The organism is Nitrospirillum karajorum (assembly GCF_036348415.1).
Classification (GTDB): domain Bacteria; phylum Pseudomonadota; class Alphaproteobacteria; order Azospirillales; family Azospirillaceae; genus Nitrospirillum; species Nitrospirillum amazonense_B.
This window is the reverse complement of record NZ_JAZBQB010000003.1, coordinates 313296-329896: the sequence shown is the minus strand read 5'-3', so window position 1 is coordinate 329896 and position 16601 is coordinate 313296. Positions and strand designations below refer to the sequence as shown.

The 16601-nt window shown below is 68.5% G+C and carries 16 protein-coding genes; 13 read left to right on the top strand and 3 right to left on the bottom strand.

The window, feature by feature from the left end; translation table 11 throughout:
- The first annotated feature begins 202 nt into the window (after nucleotides 1-202).
- The 12 genes from UCD39_RS15150 to UCD39_RS15095 all read left to right on the top strand — a co-directional run bounded on the left by UCD39_RS15150 (nucleotide 203) and on the right by UCD39_RS15095 (nucleotide 14625).
- On the top strand, nucleotides 203-1897 hold the full coding sequence (locus tag UCD39_RS15150) for a DEAD/DEAH box helicase (protein ID WP_330496793.1): 1695 nt from the start codon (nucleotides 203-205) through the stop codon (nucleotides 1895-1897).
- An 82-nt stretch (nucleotides 1898-1979) separates the two neighbouring features.
- Nucleotides 1980-3593 (top strand): peptide chain release factor 3, encoded by a 1614-nt coding sequence (locus UCD39_RS15145; protein ID WP_088871275.1) that lies wholly within the window; start codon nucleotides 1980-1982, stop codon nucleotides 3591-3593.
- Between the two features lie 152 nt (nucleotides 3594-3745).
- Nucleotides 3746-5158 (top strand): flavin monoamine oxidase family protein, encoded by a 1413-nt coding sequence (locus tag UCD39_RS15140; protein WP_330496792.1) that lies wholly within the window; start codon nucleotides 3746-3748, stop codon nucleotides 5156-5158.
- Between the two features lie 208 nt (nucleotides 5159-5366).
- Entirely contained in the window at nucleotides 5367-5903 is a 537-nt protein-coding gene (locus UCD39_RS15135; protein ID WP_322483659.1) for a flagellar basal body-associated FliL family protein, read from the top strand.
- Between the two features lie 116 nt (nucleotides 5904-6019).
- The gene (gene fliM, locus UCD39_RS15130) at nucleotides 6020-7099 is read left to right on the top strand and encodes a flagellar motor switch protein FliM (protein ID WP_145733769.1); all 1080 of its coding nucleotides are present in this window, start codon (nucleotides 6020-6022) and stop codon (nucleotides 7097-7099) included.
- Nucleotides 7096-7719 (top strand): DUF6468 domain-containing protein, encoded by a 624-nt coding sequence (locus tag UCD39_RS15125; RefSeq protein ID WP_330496791.1) that lies wholly within the window; start codon nucleotides 7096-7098, stop codon nucleotides 7717-7719. The genes fliM and UCD39_RS15125 overlap by 4 nt, the downstream gene beginning before the upstream one ends.
- Nucleotides 7716-7973 (top strand): hypothetical protein, encoded by a 258-nt coding sequence (locus UCD39_RS15120; RefSeq protein ID WP_330496790.1) that lies wholly within the window; start codon nucleotides 7716-7718, stop codon nucleotides 7971-7973. The genes UCD39_RS15125 and UCD39_RS15120 overlap by 4 nt, the downstream gene beginning before the upstream one ends.
- Entirely contained in the window at nucleotides 7970-8911 is a 942-nt protein-coding gene (locus tag UCD39_RS15115; protein WP_330496789.1) for a MotE family protein, read from the top strand. Before UCD39_RS15120 ends, UCD39_RS15115 begins: the two co-directional genes overlap by 4 nt.
- A 114-nt stretch (nucleotides 8912-9025) precedes the next feature.
- A complete protein-coding gene (locus UCD39_RS15110; protein WP_145733766.1) occupies nucleotides 9026-9685 on the top strand; it encodes a protein phosphatase CheZ in 660 nt (219 codons plus the stop codon).
- A 115-nt stretch (nucleotides 9686-9800) separates the two neighbouring features.
- The gene (locus UCD39_RS15105; protein WP_330496788.1) at nucleotides 9801-10415 is read left to right on the top strand and encodes a hypothetical protein; all 615 of its coding nucleotides are present in this window, start codon (nucleotides 9801-9803) and stop codon (nucleotides 10413-10415) included.
- Entirely contained in the window at nucleotides 10412-11158 is a 747-nt protein-coding gene (locus UCD39_RS15100) for an OmpA/MotB family protein (RefSeq protein WP_330496787.1), read from the top strand. The genes UCD39_RS15105 and UCD39_RS15100 overlap by 4 nt, the downstream gene beginning before the upstream one ends.
- Nucleotides 11155-14625, top strand: a complete 3471-nt coding sequence (locus tag UCD39_RS15095; protein ID WP_330496786.1) for a tetratricopeptide repeat protein — start codon at nucleotides 11155-11157, stop codon at nucleotides 14623-14625. The genes UCD39_RS15100 and UCD39_RS15095 overlap by 4 nt, the downstream gene beginning before the upstream one ends.
- An 8-nt stretch (nucleotides 14626-14633) precedes the next feature.
- On the opposite strand, the gene UCD39_RS15090 is transcribed toward UCD39_RS15095, so the two are convergent.
- The 3 genes from UCD39_RS15090 to UCD39_RS15080 form a co-directional block, all read right to left on the bottom strand.
- Entirely contained in the window at nucleotides 14634-15065 is a 432-nt protein-coding gene (locus UCD39_RS15090; RefSeq protein ID WP_330496785.1) for an STY0301 family protein, read from the bottom strand.
- A gap of 5 nt (nucleotides 15066-15070) precedes the next feature.
- Nucleotides 15071-15481, bottom strand: coding sequence for a BPSL0067 family protein (locus UCD39_RS15085; RefSeq protein ID WP_330496784.1), 411 nt, complete (start codon nucleotides 15479-15481; stop codon nucleotides 15071-15073).
- 166 nt (nucleotides 15482-15647) lie between these two features.
- Complete coding sequence (locus UCD39_RS15080; RefSeq protein ID WP_330496783.1) at nucleotides 15648-16094, bottom strand: STY0301 family protein; 447 nt, start codon at nucleotides 16092-16094, stop codon at nucleotides 15648-15650.
- 17 nt (nucleotides 16095-16111) lie between these two features.
- Between UCD39_RS15080 and UCD39_RS28550 the strand changes: the two genes are divergently transcribed.
- Entirely contained in the window at nucleotides 16112-16165 is a 54-nt protein-coding gene (locus UCD39_RS28550; protein ID WP_442943701.1) for a hypothetical protein, read from the top strand.
- Nucleotides 16166-16601 lie beyond the last annotated feature (436 nt).

Sequence of the window (16601 nt, the reverse complement as noted above, 5' to 3'; positions counted from 1 at the left end):
GCCGCTTCCATAGCCCCGCTTCTTTCGGGGTTGTGATTGCCGGATAGGTCCGGCTTTCCACACGTTCCGACGTTGCGCCGCTCTTTCGTTGGCTGGTGCGGCCTGCCGTTTGATCGGCAGGCGCGGTGCCGGCTTGTTTGTTCGCGTGCCTTTCCCGGGCGGGAAGGGCGCGGCGCCGCCTTATTTCGTGAAGGAAAGTCCCTTGGATTTGCCCGTTTCCGCTGAGAATGAAGTGATCGAGACCGAAATCCTGGAAACCGCCGAGGTCGACATGGTCGACGACGGCCGCACCACCTTTGCCGACCTGGGCCTGGCCTCCGCCCTGACCAAGGCGCTGGAAGAGGTCGGCTACCAGTACCCCACCCCCATCCAAGAGCGGGCCATCCCCGTCGCCCTGGCCGGCCGCGACCTGATCGCGTCCGCCAACACCGGCACCGGCAAGACCGCGGCCTTCGTGCTGCCGGCGCTGCACCGCATGGCGACCACCCCGCGCCCGCTGAGCGCCGAGGGCCTGCAGACCTTTGGGCCCCGCCTGCTGGTGCTGACCCCCACCCGTGAGCTGGCGACCCAGGTGATGGACGCCGTCCGCGGCTATTCCAAGTACAGCCGCATCCACACCCTGGCCATCCTGGGCGGCATGCCCTACCGCCAGCAGCTGGAGATGCTGCGCCGCCGGGTCGACCTGGTGGTCGCCACCCCTGGCCGCCTGATCGACCATCTGGAGCGCGGCCGCCTGGATCTCTCCACCGTCGAGATGCTGGTGCTGGACGAGGCCGACCGCATGCTGGACATGGGCTTCCTGGAGCCCGTGGAGATGATCGCCAACGCCTGCCCGGAAAATCGCCAGACCCTGCTGTTCACCGCCACGGTGGACAAGGCCATGGTGCGCCTGGCCGGCAACCTGCTGAAGAACCCGGAGCGCGTTGATGTCGCCGGCGGCAGCGTCAACGTCAGCGCCATCGAGCAGCGCTTCCTGCGGGCCGACGGCCTGGAGCATAAGGAAAAGCTGCTGGCCCACCTGGTGGCCGACCCGTCCATGAACAAGGGCATCGTCTTCGCCGCCACCAAGCGCGACGCCGACCGCCTAGCCGACAGCCTGTCGGAAATGGGCTATGCCGCCGCCCCCCTGCACGGCGACATGCGCCAGCAGGAGCGTAACCGCACCGTCCAGGCCCTGCGCAACGGCCGCGTCCGTCTGCTGGTGGCCACCGACGTGGCCGCCCGCGGCATCGACGTGCCGGACGTGACCCACGTCATCAACTTCGACCTGCCGCGCCAGGCCGAGGACTACGTGCACCGTATCGGCCGCACGGGCCGCGCCGGCAACACCGGCAACGCCTTCAGCCTGTACACCCGTCATGAGTGGGGCCTGGTGCGCGGCATCGAGGGCTACACCCAGACCCGCGCCGTTGAGCACGTCATTCCGGGCCTGGAGCCGCGCGAGTTGCCCAAGCGTCCGGCCGGCGGTCCCGGTGGCGCCCCCGGCGGCCGTCCGCGCAAGTCGTTCGGCGGCCACGGTGGCGGTTTCAAGCAAGGCGGCTTCAAGCAGGGCGGCGGCTTCGGCGGCGCCAAGCCGGAAGGCGGCTTCCGCGCTGACGGTCCGCGGGGCGAAGGTCCGCGCGGTGAGCGTGGCGATCGCCCGGAAGGCGGCTTCAAGAAGTTCGGCGGCCCCCGTCCTGAAGGCCAGCACCGCAGTGAAGGCTATCGGCAGGACCGCCCGGCCCGCGCCCAGGGCGCCGGTCACGGCGGCGGCAACGGTGGCGGTTTCCACCCGCTGGACGGCGCCAAGCCGGCCCGCGACGGGGCGCGCAAGCACGGCAACGGCCCGCGTCCGGCCCGGGTGCAGAGCGATGGCGGGACGGGGGGCTTGCGCCGCCCGCGTTCTTCCGCCAATTAAGTCCCGCGTTTGATGACGGGGCCGTCCAGCACCGGACGGCCCCGTTTTCGCCTTTTAAGACTTCAGCCTTACGTTTGGTCCCATGAGCGCGCTCCCCCAGGAAGTCCATAACCGTCGGACGTTCGCCATCATCGCGCACCCCGACGCCGGCAAGACCACGCTGACGGAAAAGCTGCTGCTGTTCGGCGGCGCCATCCAGATGGCGGGTGCGGTGAAGGCCCGTGGCGAGCAACGGCGTGCCCGGTCGGACTGGATGAAGGTGGAGCGCGAGCGCGGCATCTCCGTCACCGCCTCGGTGATGAACTTCGATTATGCCGACCGCACCTTCAACCTGGTGGACACGCCGGGCCACGAAGACTTTTCGGAAGACACCTACCGCACGCTGACGGCCGTCGACAGCGCGGTCATGGTCATCGACGCCGCCAAGGGCATCGAGGCCCAGACCCGCAAGCTGTTCGAGGTCTGCCGCCTGCGCAACGTGCCCATCATCACCTTCGTCAACAAGATGGACCGCGAGGCCCGCGACCCCTTCGACCTGATGGACGAGGTGGAACGCGACCTGCAGCTGGAGGTGACGCCCGGTTCCTGGCCCATCGGTTCCGGCCCGGACTTCCGTGGCTGCTATGACCTGATCCGCGACCGGCTGGTCCTGCTGGATCGCCGCCAGGGCGACATCGCCAGCGAGGGCATCCAGTGCGATGGCCTGGACGATCCCAAGCTGGACGAGCTGCTGCCCGCCGACCAGGTGGCCAAGCTGCGCGAGGACGTGGCCATGGTGCGGGAACTGTGCCCGCCCTTCGACCTGGAGACCTATCGCGAGGGCCACCAGACCCCGGTGTTCTTCGGCAGCGCCATCAATAACTTCGGCGTGCGCGAGCTGCTGCTGGGCCTGGCCGCCTATGCGCCGTCGCCCCGGCCGCAGCAGGCCGACAGCCGCACGGTGCAGCCGGAGGAGCCCAAGGTCACCGGTTTCGTGTTCAAGGTCCAGGCCAACATGGACCCCAACCACCGCGACCGCATCGCCTTCTTCCGCCTGTGCTCCGGCCATTTCCGCCGGGGCGTGAAGCTGAAGCACATGCGCTCGGGCAAGCTGCTGGCGGTGAACAACGCCGTGCTGTTCCTGGCGCGCGACCGGGAACTGGCGGAGGACGCCTACCCCGGCGACATCATCGGCATCCCCAACCACGGCACCCTGCGCATCGGCGACACGCTGACCGAGGGGGAGGACCTGCGCTACACCGGCGTGCCCAGCTTCGCCCCGGAACTGCTGCAGCGCGTGAAGCTGGACGACCCCATGAAGATGAAGCACCTGCGCAAGGCGCTGGAGCACTTCGCGGAGGAGGGCGCCAGCCAGGTGTTCAAGCCGCTGATCGGCGCCGACTGGGTGGTGGGCGTCGTCGGTCCGCTGCAGTTCGAGGTGCTGGCCGCCCGCATCGACGCCGAATACGACATCAAGGCCAAGTTCGAGAGCTGTGGGTATGATTCGGCCCGCTGGATCGAATGCGATGATCCGGTGGTGCTGAAATCCTTCCTGGACAGCAACCGCTCCGCCCTGGCGGAGGATCACGACGGGGCCCTGGTGTTCCTGGCGCGCAACGGCTGGCAGCTGAACCGCGCCCAGGAGGATTATCCCAAGATCCGGTTCCAGAAGACGCGGGAGCAGAACCGCGCGGTGACGACGTCCGCCCTGGGTTGAGGGGGGCGCCCCTGTGGCGGCCATCCGGCCAAGATCCATGAAGCCATTATCCGGAAAGGACGAAATGGCACATCGGCCGGATGGCGCGGTGACAGCGCCATCCGGCCGGCGGTATCATCCGCGCCAAATATGGGTAAGTCGGAAGGCGTGACATGTCGGGTGCATCCCGGTTATTGGGCCGGTCGCTGGGTTTGAGCGGGGGCGGCGCGCTGTCGCGGCGGGCCCTGGTCGGCGGCTTGGCGCTTGCGCCCCTGCTGGCCGGCGGCATCCCGGGTTTGGCGGGCGCCGTGGCCAACCGTCCCGGCCCCATCCGGCCGGGCCGCACGGTGGTGGTCATCGGCGCCGGTCTCGCCGGTCTCGCCGCCGCGGGCGCCTTGCGCCAGGCGGGGGCCGAGGTCACGGTGCTGGAGGCCCGCGCCCGTGTCGGCGGCCGGGCCTGGACCGAGGCGCGTCCGTTCGGTTTCCCCTACGATATCGGTTGCGCGTCGCTGGAGGCGACGGCTGACAATCCGCTACGCCGCCTGGTGGATGAGCGCGGCCTGGAGTCGGTGCCCGATGACGGTGCTGATGATCTGCTGTTCTTCGGGGACAAAGAGGTGGATGCCGACACGGCGGCGTCCGCCGCCGACGCCATCGACCGGCTGGAACGGGCGGTGAAGGACGCCGGCCGCGCCCAGATGGACCGCTCCGCCGCCGATCTGGTGCCGGACCTGGGCGACTTGGGGCAGTTGGCCACCGCCCTGGTGGGGCCGCTGGATTTCGGGGTGGAACTGAAGGACCTGTCCAGCCTGGACGCCGCCCGCCGGCCGGATGCGGAGGCGGCGCTGTGGTTCCCGCGAGGCATCGGCACCGCCGTCGCCAGCCTGGCCAAGGACATGGCTCGGGACGTGAAGATCACCCTGTCCGCCCCGGTCACCCGCATCGACTGGTCGGGGACGGGCGTGCGCGTGACGACGCCCAAGGGCGTGGTCAGCGCCGACGCCGTCATCATCACCATTCCCATCGCCGTCCTGGCGTCTGGTGGGGTGGCGTTCGATCCGCCGTTACCCGATGGGGTGCGCACCGCCTTCGACGGGCTGTCCACCGGCTTGGTCAACCGCATCGCCCTGGGCTATAAGCCCGACAGCCTGGATTGCGACCCCTTCACCGCCCTGGACCAGGTGCGCGCCGACGGGCGGGTCCTGGACCTGTGCCTGCGGCCCTTCGGCCGGGAACTGGCCATCGCCACGGTGGGCGGCGACCTGGCGCGTCAACTGGAAAAGGCCAACGACCAGGAGGCGGTCGATCTGGTGCGCGACGCCGTGGCCGATGTGTTCGGATCGCTCACCCGCCGGCAGGCCACCGCCTGGCATGTCAGCCGCTGGGGGGCTGATCCCTATTCCCTGGGATCCATGACCGCGGCCAAGCCTGGCCACGCCGAGGCGCGCCGCATCCTGTCGGAGCCGGTGGGCGACCGCCTGTGCTTCGCTGGCGAGGCCTGTTCGCTGGCCTGGCCCGGCTGGTTGCCCGGGGCTTATGAAACGGGTATCGCGGCGGCCCAGCGGGTGCTGGCCCTGCCGGCCTGAACGGCCATCGCAGCCCCGGTTCGTCACTTCTGCGGAACGATAAAGGATGGAGCGCCCCCCCGTGCCGGGGCGCCATCCGCCGATTTTGTTGAAAGGAAGGGTTAACGCCTTCATGATTATATGAACCTGCCCTAAACCGGGGCGGGACGGTGGGCCCTACCTGGACGCAAGTCCGAACGGAGCCCGTGCACGAGCGTTGCGGGGTAGCATGACGGCCATCGAGACGGATGGTGGGGGCGAGCAGGAACTGCCGCGAAAGAAGTTCAGCGGCAAGAAGATCGTCATGTGGGTGGTGGTGCCTCTGCTGCTGATCGCGCTTATCGCCGGTGGATTGATCTTCAGCGGCCTGCTGGACGGATTGCTCGGCAAGAAGAAGGCGGAAGAGGTGGAGGAGAAGCCCGCCGCGGCGGAGGAGGCGTTCGACCCCAAGGCGCCCCCGGTTTTCTTCCCCCTGGGCGAACTGCTCATCAACCTTCAGACCAATGAACGCCGCCCGGCCTTCCTCAAGCTGAAAATCCAGCTTGAGATCTATAAGGAAGAGGACAAGGCCAAGCTGACCGTGGCCACGCCCCGCATCATCGACACCTTCCAGACCTATTTGCGCGAATTGCGGCTGGACGATCTGAAGGGCTCCGCCGGTATTTACCGCCTGCGCGAGGAATTGCTGCAGCGGGTGAACGCGGCCGCCGCCCCGGTGCGGGTGAGGGACGTGTTGTTTGAGGAAATTCTGGTACAATCACAGTGACATGATACCCAGGTTCCCTGGGCGCGCCCGGGGCTGGATGGACCAGGCGTTGATATGGAAGGATGGCGGGGCGCCGGTGCCCCGCAGCTAAGTTTTGGACGCTGGAGCGTTGACCGATGCCGGATCCGCAGGAGCTGAGTGAAGAGGAACGCATGGCCGCCGAATGGGCGGCCTTGGCGGACGAGGGCGCAGGCGACAGTGGCTTCGGCGACATGGGCGGCGGGGCGACCCGCGTCCTGAACCAGGATGAAATCGACAGCCTGCTGGGCTTCGACAAGGATGGCGCCGGCGACGGCGACAATTCCGGCATCATGGCGCTGGTCAACTCGGCGCTGGTGAACTACGAACGCCTGCCCATGCTGGAGGTGGTCTTCGACCGCCTAGTCCGCATGATGTCGACCTCCTTGCGCAATTTCACCTCCGACAACGTCGAAGTCAGCCTGGACCAGATTTCCTCGGTGCGTTTCGGCGATTACCTGAACTCCATTCCGCTGCCCGCGATGCTGGCCGTCTGCAAGGCGGAGGAATGGGACAATTATGGCCTGATGGTCATCGATTCGGCGCTGATCTACTCCATCGTCGACGTGCTGCTGGGCGGCCGTCGCGGCACGGCGGCCATGCGTATCGAAGGCCGTCCCTACACCACCATCGAGCGCAACCTGGTGGAGCGCATGGTGCATGTGGTGCTGTCCGACCTGTCGGCGGCGTTCGACCCCCTGTCGCCCGTCACCTTCCGCTTCGACCGGCTGGAAACCAACCCGCGCTTCGCCACCATCGCCCGCCAGGCTAACGCCGCCGTGCTGGTGAAGCTGCGCATCGACATGGAGGATCGCGGCGGCCGGCTGGAACTGCTGATCCCCTACGCCACCCTGGAACCCGTGCGCGAACTGCTGCTGCAGATGTTCATGGGTGAAAAGTTCGGCCGCGACAGCATCTGGGAAACCCACTTGGCCAGCGAGCTGTGGATGACCGACGTCCACCTGTCGGCCGTGCTGGATGAGATCACGCTGTCGCTGTACGACGTGCTGAACTGGAAGGTGGGCTCGCGCGTGCTGCTGAACGTGGCGCCCGACGACACCATCGAGCTGCGGTGCGGCGACGTGCCCATGTTCCTGGGGCGCATGGGGCGCAAGGGCGGCAACATCGCCGTCCGCATCGACCGTGAAGCACCCAAGCCGGAGGCCGCGCCGACATGAGCCTGACCATCCTGCTGTCCCTGGCCCTGGATGTCGTGGTGGGCGGCCTGCTGGTCGCCACCATCATCTATGCCCTGCGCCTGAACCGCCAGATCGCCCAGCTGCGCGACAGCCGGGGCGAGATGGAGGCCCTGGTGAGGGAATTCAGCGAGGCCACCGCCCAGGCCGATGCCGGGGTGAAGGGGATGCGCAAGGCCGCCGCCGAATCCGGCGAGGCGCTGCAATACCTGATCAGCCGCGCCGACAAGATGCGGGAAGAGCTGGAGCAGATCACCCAAGCGGCCGATGCCTTGGCCGGACGGTTGGAGAGCGCTGCCGGCCGCGCCCGTGCCAGTGCGCCGGAACCGGTGCGGGACACCCGGCCCGAACCCCGCGACCTGCCCCGGGCCGAAGCCCTGCGCGGCAGTGCCGCCGGCGGCATGGTGGGCGGCCTGGCCCCGGGGGGCTCCCTGGGGGTGCCAACGGCCATCGGGTGGAGACGCCCCGCGCCGCCGCTATCCGCCCCGATCCCCGCCCCGTGCCGGCGCGCCCATTGCCGGCGCATCTGGAGCCCGAGCGCGGTATGGAACGGCAGGCGCCGGACCGTCTGGCGGGCGAGCGTCTGCCTGAGTCGCGTTTGACCGATCCCCGTTTGGCCGATTCCCTCAATGATGGGCGTGCCCCGGAGCGTGCGCCCCGGCCGGAGCGATCGGCCGACCGCTATGGGACCGATGCCGGTCTGGACGATGGCCGCCCCGCCCCACGGTCGGCGCCCGCGCGCCTGCCCGCGCCGGGTGGCGCCGGTCCCGCTGGGGACGCGGCCGCCGGCCAGCCGGAGGCGCGATCCCGCGCGGAGCGTGAGCTGCTCCAAGCCCTGGAGAACATGCGTCAATGACGGCGGAACCCTCGGCCCCCCGGCAAGGACGGCCCACGTCGGCCCCCGCTGCGGCCGTCCCCAAGGCCCCGGCCCCCTCTAAGCCAGCGCTACCCGCGGCGCGGACCCAGCGTCCCGCGCCGGCGGTCGGTCGCGCCGGCGGCGGCAAGGGCGCGCGTGGCCCGGCGCGTGCCGAGCCCAAGGCCCCCTTCTGGCGGCGCCTGCGCATCCGCCTGCTGCCGGTGACCATCTTCGCCGCCGTGCTGCTGCTGGGCGCGCGGGCGGGGGACATCTGGTGGACCCTGACCATGGGCGCCGCGCCGCCGGACGTGCCGGCCGCCAAGGCGCAGAGCCCGTCCCCGGAAAAGCCGGCGCCGGCCGCCCAGGGCCAGACGCCCTCCAAGCCTGCCGAGGCCGCCGCGCCGCACGCCGCCGCCGATGCCAAGGGCGAGGCCGCCAAGGGGGATGCCAAGAAAGGCGATGCGGCCAAGGGCGACGCGGGCAAGCCGGAACCGTCGGGCAGCCCGTCGGATGGCCAAAGCTTCACGCCCAAGGACGTGGAGCTGCTGCAGCGCCTGGCGGAACGGCGCGAGGCGCTGGACAGCCGCGAGCGCGACCTGGACCAGCGCGAGGCCATGTTGCAGGTGGCGACCCAGCGCCTGGACCAGAAGCTGGCGGAGATGCAGGCGCTGAAGAAGCAGTTGGACGGCCTGGTGAACCAGGTGAACGCCGACCAGGCGCAGCAGCTGGACAGCCTGGTCAAGATTTACGAGACGATGAAGCCGGCCGAGGCCGCCCGGATTTTCGAGGCCATGGACGACAAGGTCCTGCTGAACGTGATCAGCCGCATGAAGGAAGCCAAGACGGCGCCCGTGCTGGCGGCCATGACGCCCAAGCGGGCGGAGCAGGTGACCACCATGCTGGCCGAGCGCAAGCGACTGCCCAACGTGCCGCAATGAGCCGACGACGACCACCGCCCCCTTGCCTGCCTTGATCCCCGCCGCCTTGATGCCCACCCAGGTGCCACCGGGCCCGGCGACAACCGGTCCCATTTTGACGAGACGAGAGCCGCCATGATCCGCCACGCCGCCGACCCGATGCTTCAGGACCGGCTGGATGCCGCCCGCTCCCAGGCCCGCCAGCCGCTGTCGCGGGAGGAAGTCGCCCAGATCGTCTCCACCGTCGTCGCCTCCATGGGCGGCGACGTGAGCCAGCATGACATCAAGCTCTATGGCGAGCTGGAGGGACTGGCCCGCTTCATCCATAACGCCAAGAAGGAAATCGCGGCCCTGCAGCCCAGCGATATCCATGCGGAGCACATTCCCCGCGCCACGGATGAGCTGGACGCCGTCGTGGGCGCCACCGAGGATGCCACCAACCGCATCATGGACGCCTGCGACCAGCTGATGGGCATGGCCGGCGACGTCAGCCCGGAGGTGTCGTCCAAGATGATGGATATCACCACCGGCATCTACGAGGCGTGCAATTTCCAGGACATCACCGGCCAGCGCATCACCAAGGTGGTGAAGGCCCTGAAGCACATTGAAGCGAAGGTCGAGGCCATGCTGGTCGCCTTTGGCGAGGATGTGCAGCGCCGTCACCCCGATGGCCCGCCGGCGGCCGACACCCCCGCCAGTGGCAAGGATGATGATTTCCTGTTGCATGGGCCTCAGCTGCCCGGCCGCGCCATCGACCAGGATGAGATCGACCGCCTGCTGGCGAGCTTCGACTGATATCCCTGAAGGCGATCGGCATGACGGTGGGGGCGTCCAGGAACCGGCCCATGGCGGGGTTGGTGTCGGGGGGAAAAGGATCGTCCAGGAAGAGGGCGGTGTCTTCGTCCTCTACTTGTCGGTTTTCTTCCTGCTGCTGGCGTTCTTCATCCTGCTGACCTCGCTTTCCACTTTTGAGAACCGCAAGTTCGACGCCGTCGTGCAGGCGGTGCAGGACGCTTTCGGTGTCACCATGGCGCAGGGACCGGCCGCCCAGGCGGCGCTGGCCCGGGCGGACGAGCGGTTGGGCGCCGTGGGGCGCCGCCTGGTGGCCGTCGTGCCGGATGCCGTGATTGACCAGGGCGGCAAGGGGGGAACCCTGGTCGCCACCCTATCGGCATCCAGCCTGTTCGCCCCGGCCACGGCGGAAGGGGGCGGCACCGTCGTCACCGTCCTGCCCGGGCGCGAGGGGCTATGGCGTCAGATGGCCGAGGCGGTGCGGCCGGATGAGGAGACGGGGCTGGAGATCGATCTTGAGTTCCTGGTGGCCGATGGCGGCAACCCAGGCGCCAGCCTGCCCGTGTTTCAGGCCGGCGCCATGGCCCGCACCCTGGCCGCTGCCGGTGTCAGCCCCAACGCCATGAGCGTGGGGGTGGAGAACGGCGCGGCGGACCAGGTACGCTTCCTGTTCCGCGCCCGGCCGCCGCATGCCGGCGCCCCCCTGAACCCAGTGCCGGAGGGGCGACCATGAGCGGGCCCGATATCCTGCCGCCACCCGTCCCAGGCTTCCTGCCGCCATTGGCGCCCAAGACGCAGGCGCCCAAGCGCATCTGGCTGATCTCCTTCACTGATTTCGTCTGCCTGATGCTGTCCTTCTTCGTCATGCTGTACGGCATGACGGCCCCGGACGCGCGGCGGGACGAGGTGCTGCAGGCCCTGTTCGGCGGTTCCCCCACCGAGCAGCATGGCAACGGCAATCTGGATCGGGGCCGCGCGACGGACCTGGGGTATCTGGGCCGGGTGATGGAGCGCCAGTTGTCCACCGTTCCGGCCCTGGCCGCCGTGCGGGTGACCCGGTCGGATGACCGCCTGGTCGCCGTTCTGCCAGAGGCGGCGCTGTTCGCCCCCGGCTCCACCACCCTGTCGTCCGCCGGTGCCGCCACCCTGTTCGCCTTGGGGGGCGTGGTCAGCAACATCGCCAACGCGGTGGAGGTGGTGGGGCATACCGACGCCAGCCCCGTCGCCAACGCGGCCTATCCCTCCAACTGGGAATTGTCGCTGGCCCGGGGGCGCACCATCGCCCTGGCCCTGGCCCGGTCGGGATACGCGGCACCCATCACCGTGCGCGGCCAGGCTGACGGCGCCGATGCGGCGGCCGCCGCCGGAAGTGCGTCCGAATCCCCCTCCGATACCGAGGTGGAGCGGGCGCAGCAGCGCCGCGTCGATATTGTCATTCGCGATTACGCCGCCCAGGCCGGCAGGGGCCCATCATGACCACGTCCGCCCCCAAGCCCTGTTTCCCGGCCCTTCGCGTCCCGGCCCTTCGCGTCCTGGCCCGCCGCCTCTTGAGCCGCCCGTCGCTCATCCTGGGTGCAGCCCTGATGCTGGCGCTGGCGGTATCGCCGGCCTTGGCCGCCCCCCAGGAGGCGAAAGAGCCGGCGGCGGATGCCGCGGCGACCGCGGCCCTGCCGACCGTGACCGTGCGGGCGGGGGAGCATCCCGGCCGCAGCCGCCTGGTGTTCGACTGGCCGACGCCGGTCAAGGCGACGCTGGAGCGGGATGGCGCCAAGCTGCTGATCCATTTCGACAAGCCGGCAAAGGCCGATCTGGCCGCCCCGCGCCGGGCGGGCTCCCCGCGCATCTCGCGGGTGGAGACGGTGTCTGGAACCCCCGGCCTGATCGTGGCGCTGACCATTCCCGCCAATGCGACGGTGGAGCAGTCGCGGTCCGGCGATAAGGTCGTCATCGACGTGGGCGATGGCAAGCCGGGCGCCCCGCCCGTCGCTGCCAGCACCACCACCTCCACGCCCCCTGCCGCCCTTCCCGCCGCCAAGCCTGAAGCGCCGAAAGAGGGGAAGGCCCCACCCGCGTCCGTCCCCGCGTCCGCCGTTGGCGGTGGTGAGCCGCCGTCCGTGGCGGCCGCGCCGGCCGATCCCCGCGCAGCCAAGGAAGGGCGGCCGCTGTATCTGCTACAGCAGCAGCCCCCCACGGACGCCAAGGGTACCAAGGACGCCAAGGCGCCCGCCGCGAAGGAGCCTCCTGCCAAGGAGCCGCAGGGCAAGGAACCGGCTGGGAAAGAGCCGGGCAAGGAGACCAAGGAAGCCCAGGCCAAGCCGGCCCCGCCCGCAGCCCACCCGACCGCGCCCGAGACCAAGGCGGCGGCCCCGCACGGCATGCCCGCCGCTGAACCGGCGGCGCCGGGTGCGGAGGCGGGCCAGCCGGCGGAGGGGGCGCCGGTCGCACCCGCGCCCAGCCTGGTGTTCGATCCGGGGCAGCCGTCCGCCGTGGCGGTGTTCGCCCGCGCCGGATGGCTGTATGTGCTGTTTGACCGCCCCGTGCCGGCGACCACGGCCCCGGCCGCGCCCCCGGGTGGCCCTGCGGACGAGTCCGCTTTCCTGGGCCAGGTGGAACCGGTGGCCCTGCCCGGCGGTGGCGGTTTCCGCCTGCCGGCGCCGGCCGTTCTGGAACCACGCGTCACGGGGGAGGGGGCCACCGGCTACCGCATCACCTTCGATCACGCCTTGGCCATGCCATCGGAGGGCACGCCGGCCGGTGTGCCGGTGACGACCGATCCCGATTTCGCCCTGGGGCCCCGCCTGGTGGTGAAGACGGCCAAGCCGGCCAAGGTCTTCACCTTCACCGACCCGGTGGTGGGGGACACGTTGAAGGTCGTGCCCCTGAGCCCGGCGCCGCAGCGCACGCCGGCCCCCCTGCGCTATGCCGAGGCGCAGTTCCTGCCCACCGCCCAGGGGGTGGTCATCCGCCCCATCGACGAACGCCTGCTGGTGCAGCCGGCCAAGGAGGGCGTGGAACTGACCGTGCCCGGCGGCCTGCGCCTGTCGCCGTCGACCGATGTCGCCGTCGCCGCCCCGCCCCCGCCGGTGGTGGAGCCCGACCGCTTCTTCGATTTCCAGCGCTGGGCCAAGGTGGACCCCAATGGCTTCATCGCCGGCCGCCAGCGGCTGATGAACGAGATCACCAAGGCCCCGCCGGACGACCGGCCCAAGCTGCGCCTGGACCTTGCCCGCTTCTATGCCGGCAACGGCTTCGGGCAGGAGGCGCTGGGCCTGCTGGAGATGGCGCGCAAGGACCAGCCGGATCTGGAAAAGCGGGCGGAGTTCGCCGCCGTGCGCGGTACCGCCCGCATCCTGACGGGCGACGCCAAGGGCGGGCTGGACGATCTGACGGCGCCGGCCTTGCAGAGCGAGCCCGACGTGGCTCTGTGGCGCGCCTATGCCGCCCACACCACCGGCGACGACGACACCGCCTATCGCCTGTTCCAGAGCCGCAAGGAACTGCTGCGCACCTATCCCGAACCCTTCAACACCCGCTTCGGCTTGGCCGCCGCCGAAGCCGCTTTGGCCAAGGACGACGTGGCCACGGCCAACGCCCTGCTGGACCGCCTGGTCAAGCGGGGGGCCACCAAGGGGCCGGCCGAAACCGCCGTCAACTATCTGCGCGGGGAGGCGGCCCACCTGGAAGGGGATCATGAGAAGGCCATCGAGTCCTACCGCGAAGCGACGGAGGGGCCGGACCGCCTCTACCGCACCAAGGCGCGCATGGCCCTGGTGGATGAGGAACTGGCCGCCGGCAAGCTGACCCCGGCCAAGGCGGCGGAGCAGATGGAGAAGATGCGCTTCGCCTGGACCGGCGACGATCTGGAGTTGCACATCCTGCGCCGCCTTGCCGACCTGCACATCAAGGCCGGCAACTTCCCCCAGGCCTTCGACACCATGAAGCGCGCCATCACGCTGTTCCCCAACAGTCCTGAGGCGCCGCTGATCACCAAGCAGATGACGGACACCTTCACCGGCCTGTTCGTGCGCAACGGCGCCGACAAGATGCCGCCGCTGGAGGCGCTGTCGCTCTATGAGCAGTACAAGGAACTGACGCCGCCCGGCCCCGACGGCGACACGGTCATCCGCGTGCTGGCGGAGCGGCTGGTGGATGTGGACCTGCTGGATCGCGCGGCCGAACTGCTGGACCGCCAGGTGCAGTACCGCCTGCAAGGGGAGCAGAAGGCCCAGGTGGGCACGCGGGAGGCCGCCATCCGCCTGCTGAACAATCAGCCGGACAAGGCGCTGGCGGCCCTGGACCAATCGGAGGTGGCGGGCATCCCCGACGCCATGGCGGCGGAACGGCGCCTGTTGCGGGCCCGTGCCCTGTCGCGCACCGACAAGGGGCCGGAGGCCGTGGCCCTGCTGAAGCAGGACAATTCCCGCCCCGCCAACTTGCTCCGCATCGACATCGCCTGGCATGCCAAGCAATGGCCGCTGGCGGCCCAGGCCCTGGCCGACGTCATCGGCCCGCCGCCCGCCGCGGGTCAGCCCATCGACCCCACCATCTCCCGCCTGGTGGTGAACCGGGCGGTGGCCCTGTCGCTGGCCCAGGATATGCCGGGTTTGCAGAAGCTGCGCACCGACTTCGGCCCGTCGATGGACAAGGGGCCGGACGCGAACATGTTCCAGGTCATGACCCGTCCCAACGAGGCCAGCGGCCTGCTGGACGCGACCACCATCCAGAACCAGGTCAAGGAAATCGACCTTTTCAAGAGCTTCCTGGACAGCTACCGCACCCGTCAGACCCAGGGGGCGGCTGTACCGGGCGATGCGTCGGCACCCGGAGGCGAGGCCGCGCCCAGCGCCACGGCGCCACCGGAATCAGCCAAACCGGCGGGCGAACCGCCCGCGGCCTCCAGCGCCGCCGCCACCCCGCCCGCGCCGGAAGGTCAGCGGCGCTGAATAGGGCCTTAATGGCAGTTGACGCTTTCTACAAGTGTGCCGCCCTTATCCAGGGTCAGGCGGCAACTCTTTATTGAACGTGGCAGCTTGGTCACGATGATGATGTCGGTGGCGACGTAGGCACAGGACATCCATATGTCCTTGCCGGACGCCGGTTCGAACGTCCAACTCGCGGTCGTCTTGGTCGTCGCATCCGGGGCCAGGATCGCTTGCTCAGAGGGCGGGCCTTCTGAGAAGCGAACGGTGATCAGCGGACGGGCCAACGGTTGGGAACTCAAAGCGGTTGGTGGATTGCCATCAGAGTAGGCGGTGAAGCCGGCCGGCACCGACGCTGGTGTCTCCGTCACCGCGAATGTCTTGGGACACTGCGGAGCTGTCTCCGCCGCTGACGCCATGCCAATGGGGAGCATGAGTGCGCCGAGAATAAGGAAGGTTTTCATCTTTCTCACTCGATCACCGAAAAAGCGTCGCCGTTGTTGCTCGGATTCTTATAAGTGCCATCGTCATTCTTTCCTTTGAAGGAGAGATGGCGTTTGTGGATGCCGAGACTGGTGGAGTATTGGTCCACTACCCAGATGCCAGTTGAGTCCTGACTGATGTAGAAGGCAGCATGGTTGCCATGGCTGTGACTGGGGTATTTCCCATTCACGAAGGTGGCTATGGCTGTTCCCATCTTCAGGGAAGTATTGCCCCGGACGGCTGCTCCTTCTTTCCAAAAGAGGGACGCCGGTTTCGGTACTGACGTGTAGGTCTCAATCAACGCAACACATTGCCCTGTGCCGACGTTTGGCATCGGCGGGTGTGTCAGAAGCGACAGCACGTCATTATAGGCGTAAGGCATGACGGCGATTTCCATGCATGGTGGTGCACATTCTTCGCCTTGAAATAGAGGGGTGTCCCACAACCTCCATTCCACTTAAGGGCAGTCCGCCCTTGGGGCTTTTATGCCTTTTGGGATGTTGGATATTTGAGCGCCGGAAATGGAGGCCGGGGCCGGCGCGGGGCCGACCCCTGACCTTCGCTTACTGGCAGTTCAGGCCGGCGGCCATGTTGCCGTCGGGCGACAGGGTCACGGTGCAGGCGTGGACGCTGGCCGGCATCTTGGACGCGATCATGATGGCGGTGGCGTCGTAGGCGCAGGCCATCCACAGGTTCTGGGCCTGCGCCGGGGTGAACTTCCAGGTCAGGGCCGTGCGTGACTGGCTGGCCGGCGGCAGGGGCGGCTGGCCGCCCGGTTCGCCGTTCCAGAACAGGATGGCGGCCAGCGGCAGGGGCAGGGCGCTGCCGTCCGGCGCCTTGGGCGGGTTGCCGTCCTGATAGGCCTTGAAGCCGGCCGGCACGTCCTTGACCATCTCGGTGACCGGCAGGGTCTTGGGGCATTGCGGGCCCACCTGGGCGGCGGCTTGGCCGGCACCCAACCCGGTGACGGCGAACAGGGACAGCAGACCGCTGGTCAGAACCTTCTTCATTTTCCTCACTCGGAGCTTTGTTGGTTTGGGGTGGGTTGCGGCGTTGGCGCCAATGGGTGATACGGATTTAGGGGCAGAAAGCCTGACGCACAGCGGCAAACTGCCCCATTCCTGGTCGTGATTCACTTACTGCCAGAGACGAAACGGATGCTTGCCGCGACGAACGAGCGTCTTTGCTCGTCCCAACGACTAAGCGCCAAGACCTTGAAAAAGATCAATAACCCCAGCCAAACCGAACCAGTCAACGACATCCGCCATAAAGTAGGGAGGCCCTGGAGCTCAGGCGTGAAATGATCCAAGTCCGGCGCGGAAAATGCCACGGCCGGAAGGAAATAAATTATTCCAAGCCAGCCCACAGCCCGAAGGGGCCAAATTCTTAGTATGCTTCCCCAAAGACCGGCCAGCAATAGGGTGGGGTTTAAGAGGTGAAATATTATATTCGTTTCTTCTATTAAGATTCCTGGGCAATTCAGAATGAAGGCGGTCATCACTATAAGGGCCGCGAAT

Excerpts from the sequence above, each read along its gene's own strand:
- UCD39_RS15095 (WP_330496786.1), top strand. The coding sequence starts at position 11,155 with ATGACCACGTCCGCCCCCAAGCCCTGTTTCCCGGCCCTTCGCGTCCCG.
- UCD39_RS15085 (WP_330496784.1), bottom strand. The coding sequence starts at position 15,481 with ATGGAAATCGCCGTCATGCCTTACGCCTATAATGACGTGCTGTCGCTT.
- UCD39_RS15100 (WP_330496787.1), top strand. The coding sequence starts at position 10,412 with ATGAGCGGGCCCGATATCCTGCCGCCACCCGTCCCAGGCTTCCTGCCG.
- fliM (WP_145733769.1), top strand. The coding sequence starts at position 6,020 with ATGCCGGATCCGCAGGAGCTGAGTGAAGAGGAACGCATGGCCGCCGAA.
- UCD39_RS15125 (WP_330496791.1), top strand. The coding sequence starts at position 7,096 with ATGAGCCTGACCATCCTGCTGTCCCTGGCCCTGGATGTCGTGGTGGGC.
- UCD39_RS15090 (WP_330496785.1), bottom strand. The coding sequence starts at position 15,065 with ATGAAAACCTTCCTTATTCTCGGCGCACTCATGCTCCCCATTGGCATG.
- UCD39_RS15135 (WP_322483659.1), top strand. The coding sequence starts at position 5,367 with ATGACGGCCATCGAGACGGATGGTGGGGGCGAGCAGGAACTGCCGCGA.
- UCD39_RS15080 (WP_330496783.1), bottom strand. The coding sequence starts at position 16,094 with ATGAAGAAGGTTCTGACCAGCGGTCTGCTGTCCCTGTTCGCCGTCACC.
- UCD39_RS15140 (WP_330496792.1), top strand. The coding sequence starts at position 3,746 with ATGTCGGGTGCATCCCGGTTATTGGGCCGGTCGCTGGGTTTGAGCGGG.
- UCD39_RS15145 (WP_088871275.1), top strand. The coding sequence starts at position 1,980 with ATGAGCGCGCTCCCCCAGGAAGTCCATAACCGTCGGACGTTCGCCATC.
- UCD39_RS15115 (WP_330496789.1), top strand. The coding sequence starts at position 7,970 with ATGACGGCGGAACCCTCGGCCCCCCGGCAAGGACGGCCCACGTCGGCC.
- UCD39_RS15110 (WP_145733766.1), top strand. The coding sequence starts at position 9,026 with ATGATCCGCCACGCCGCCGACCCGATGCTTCAGGACCGGCTGGATGCC.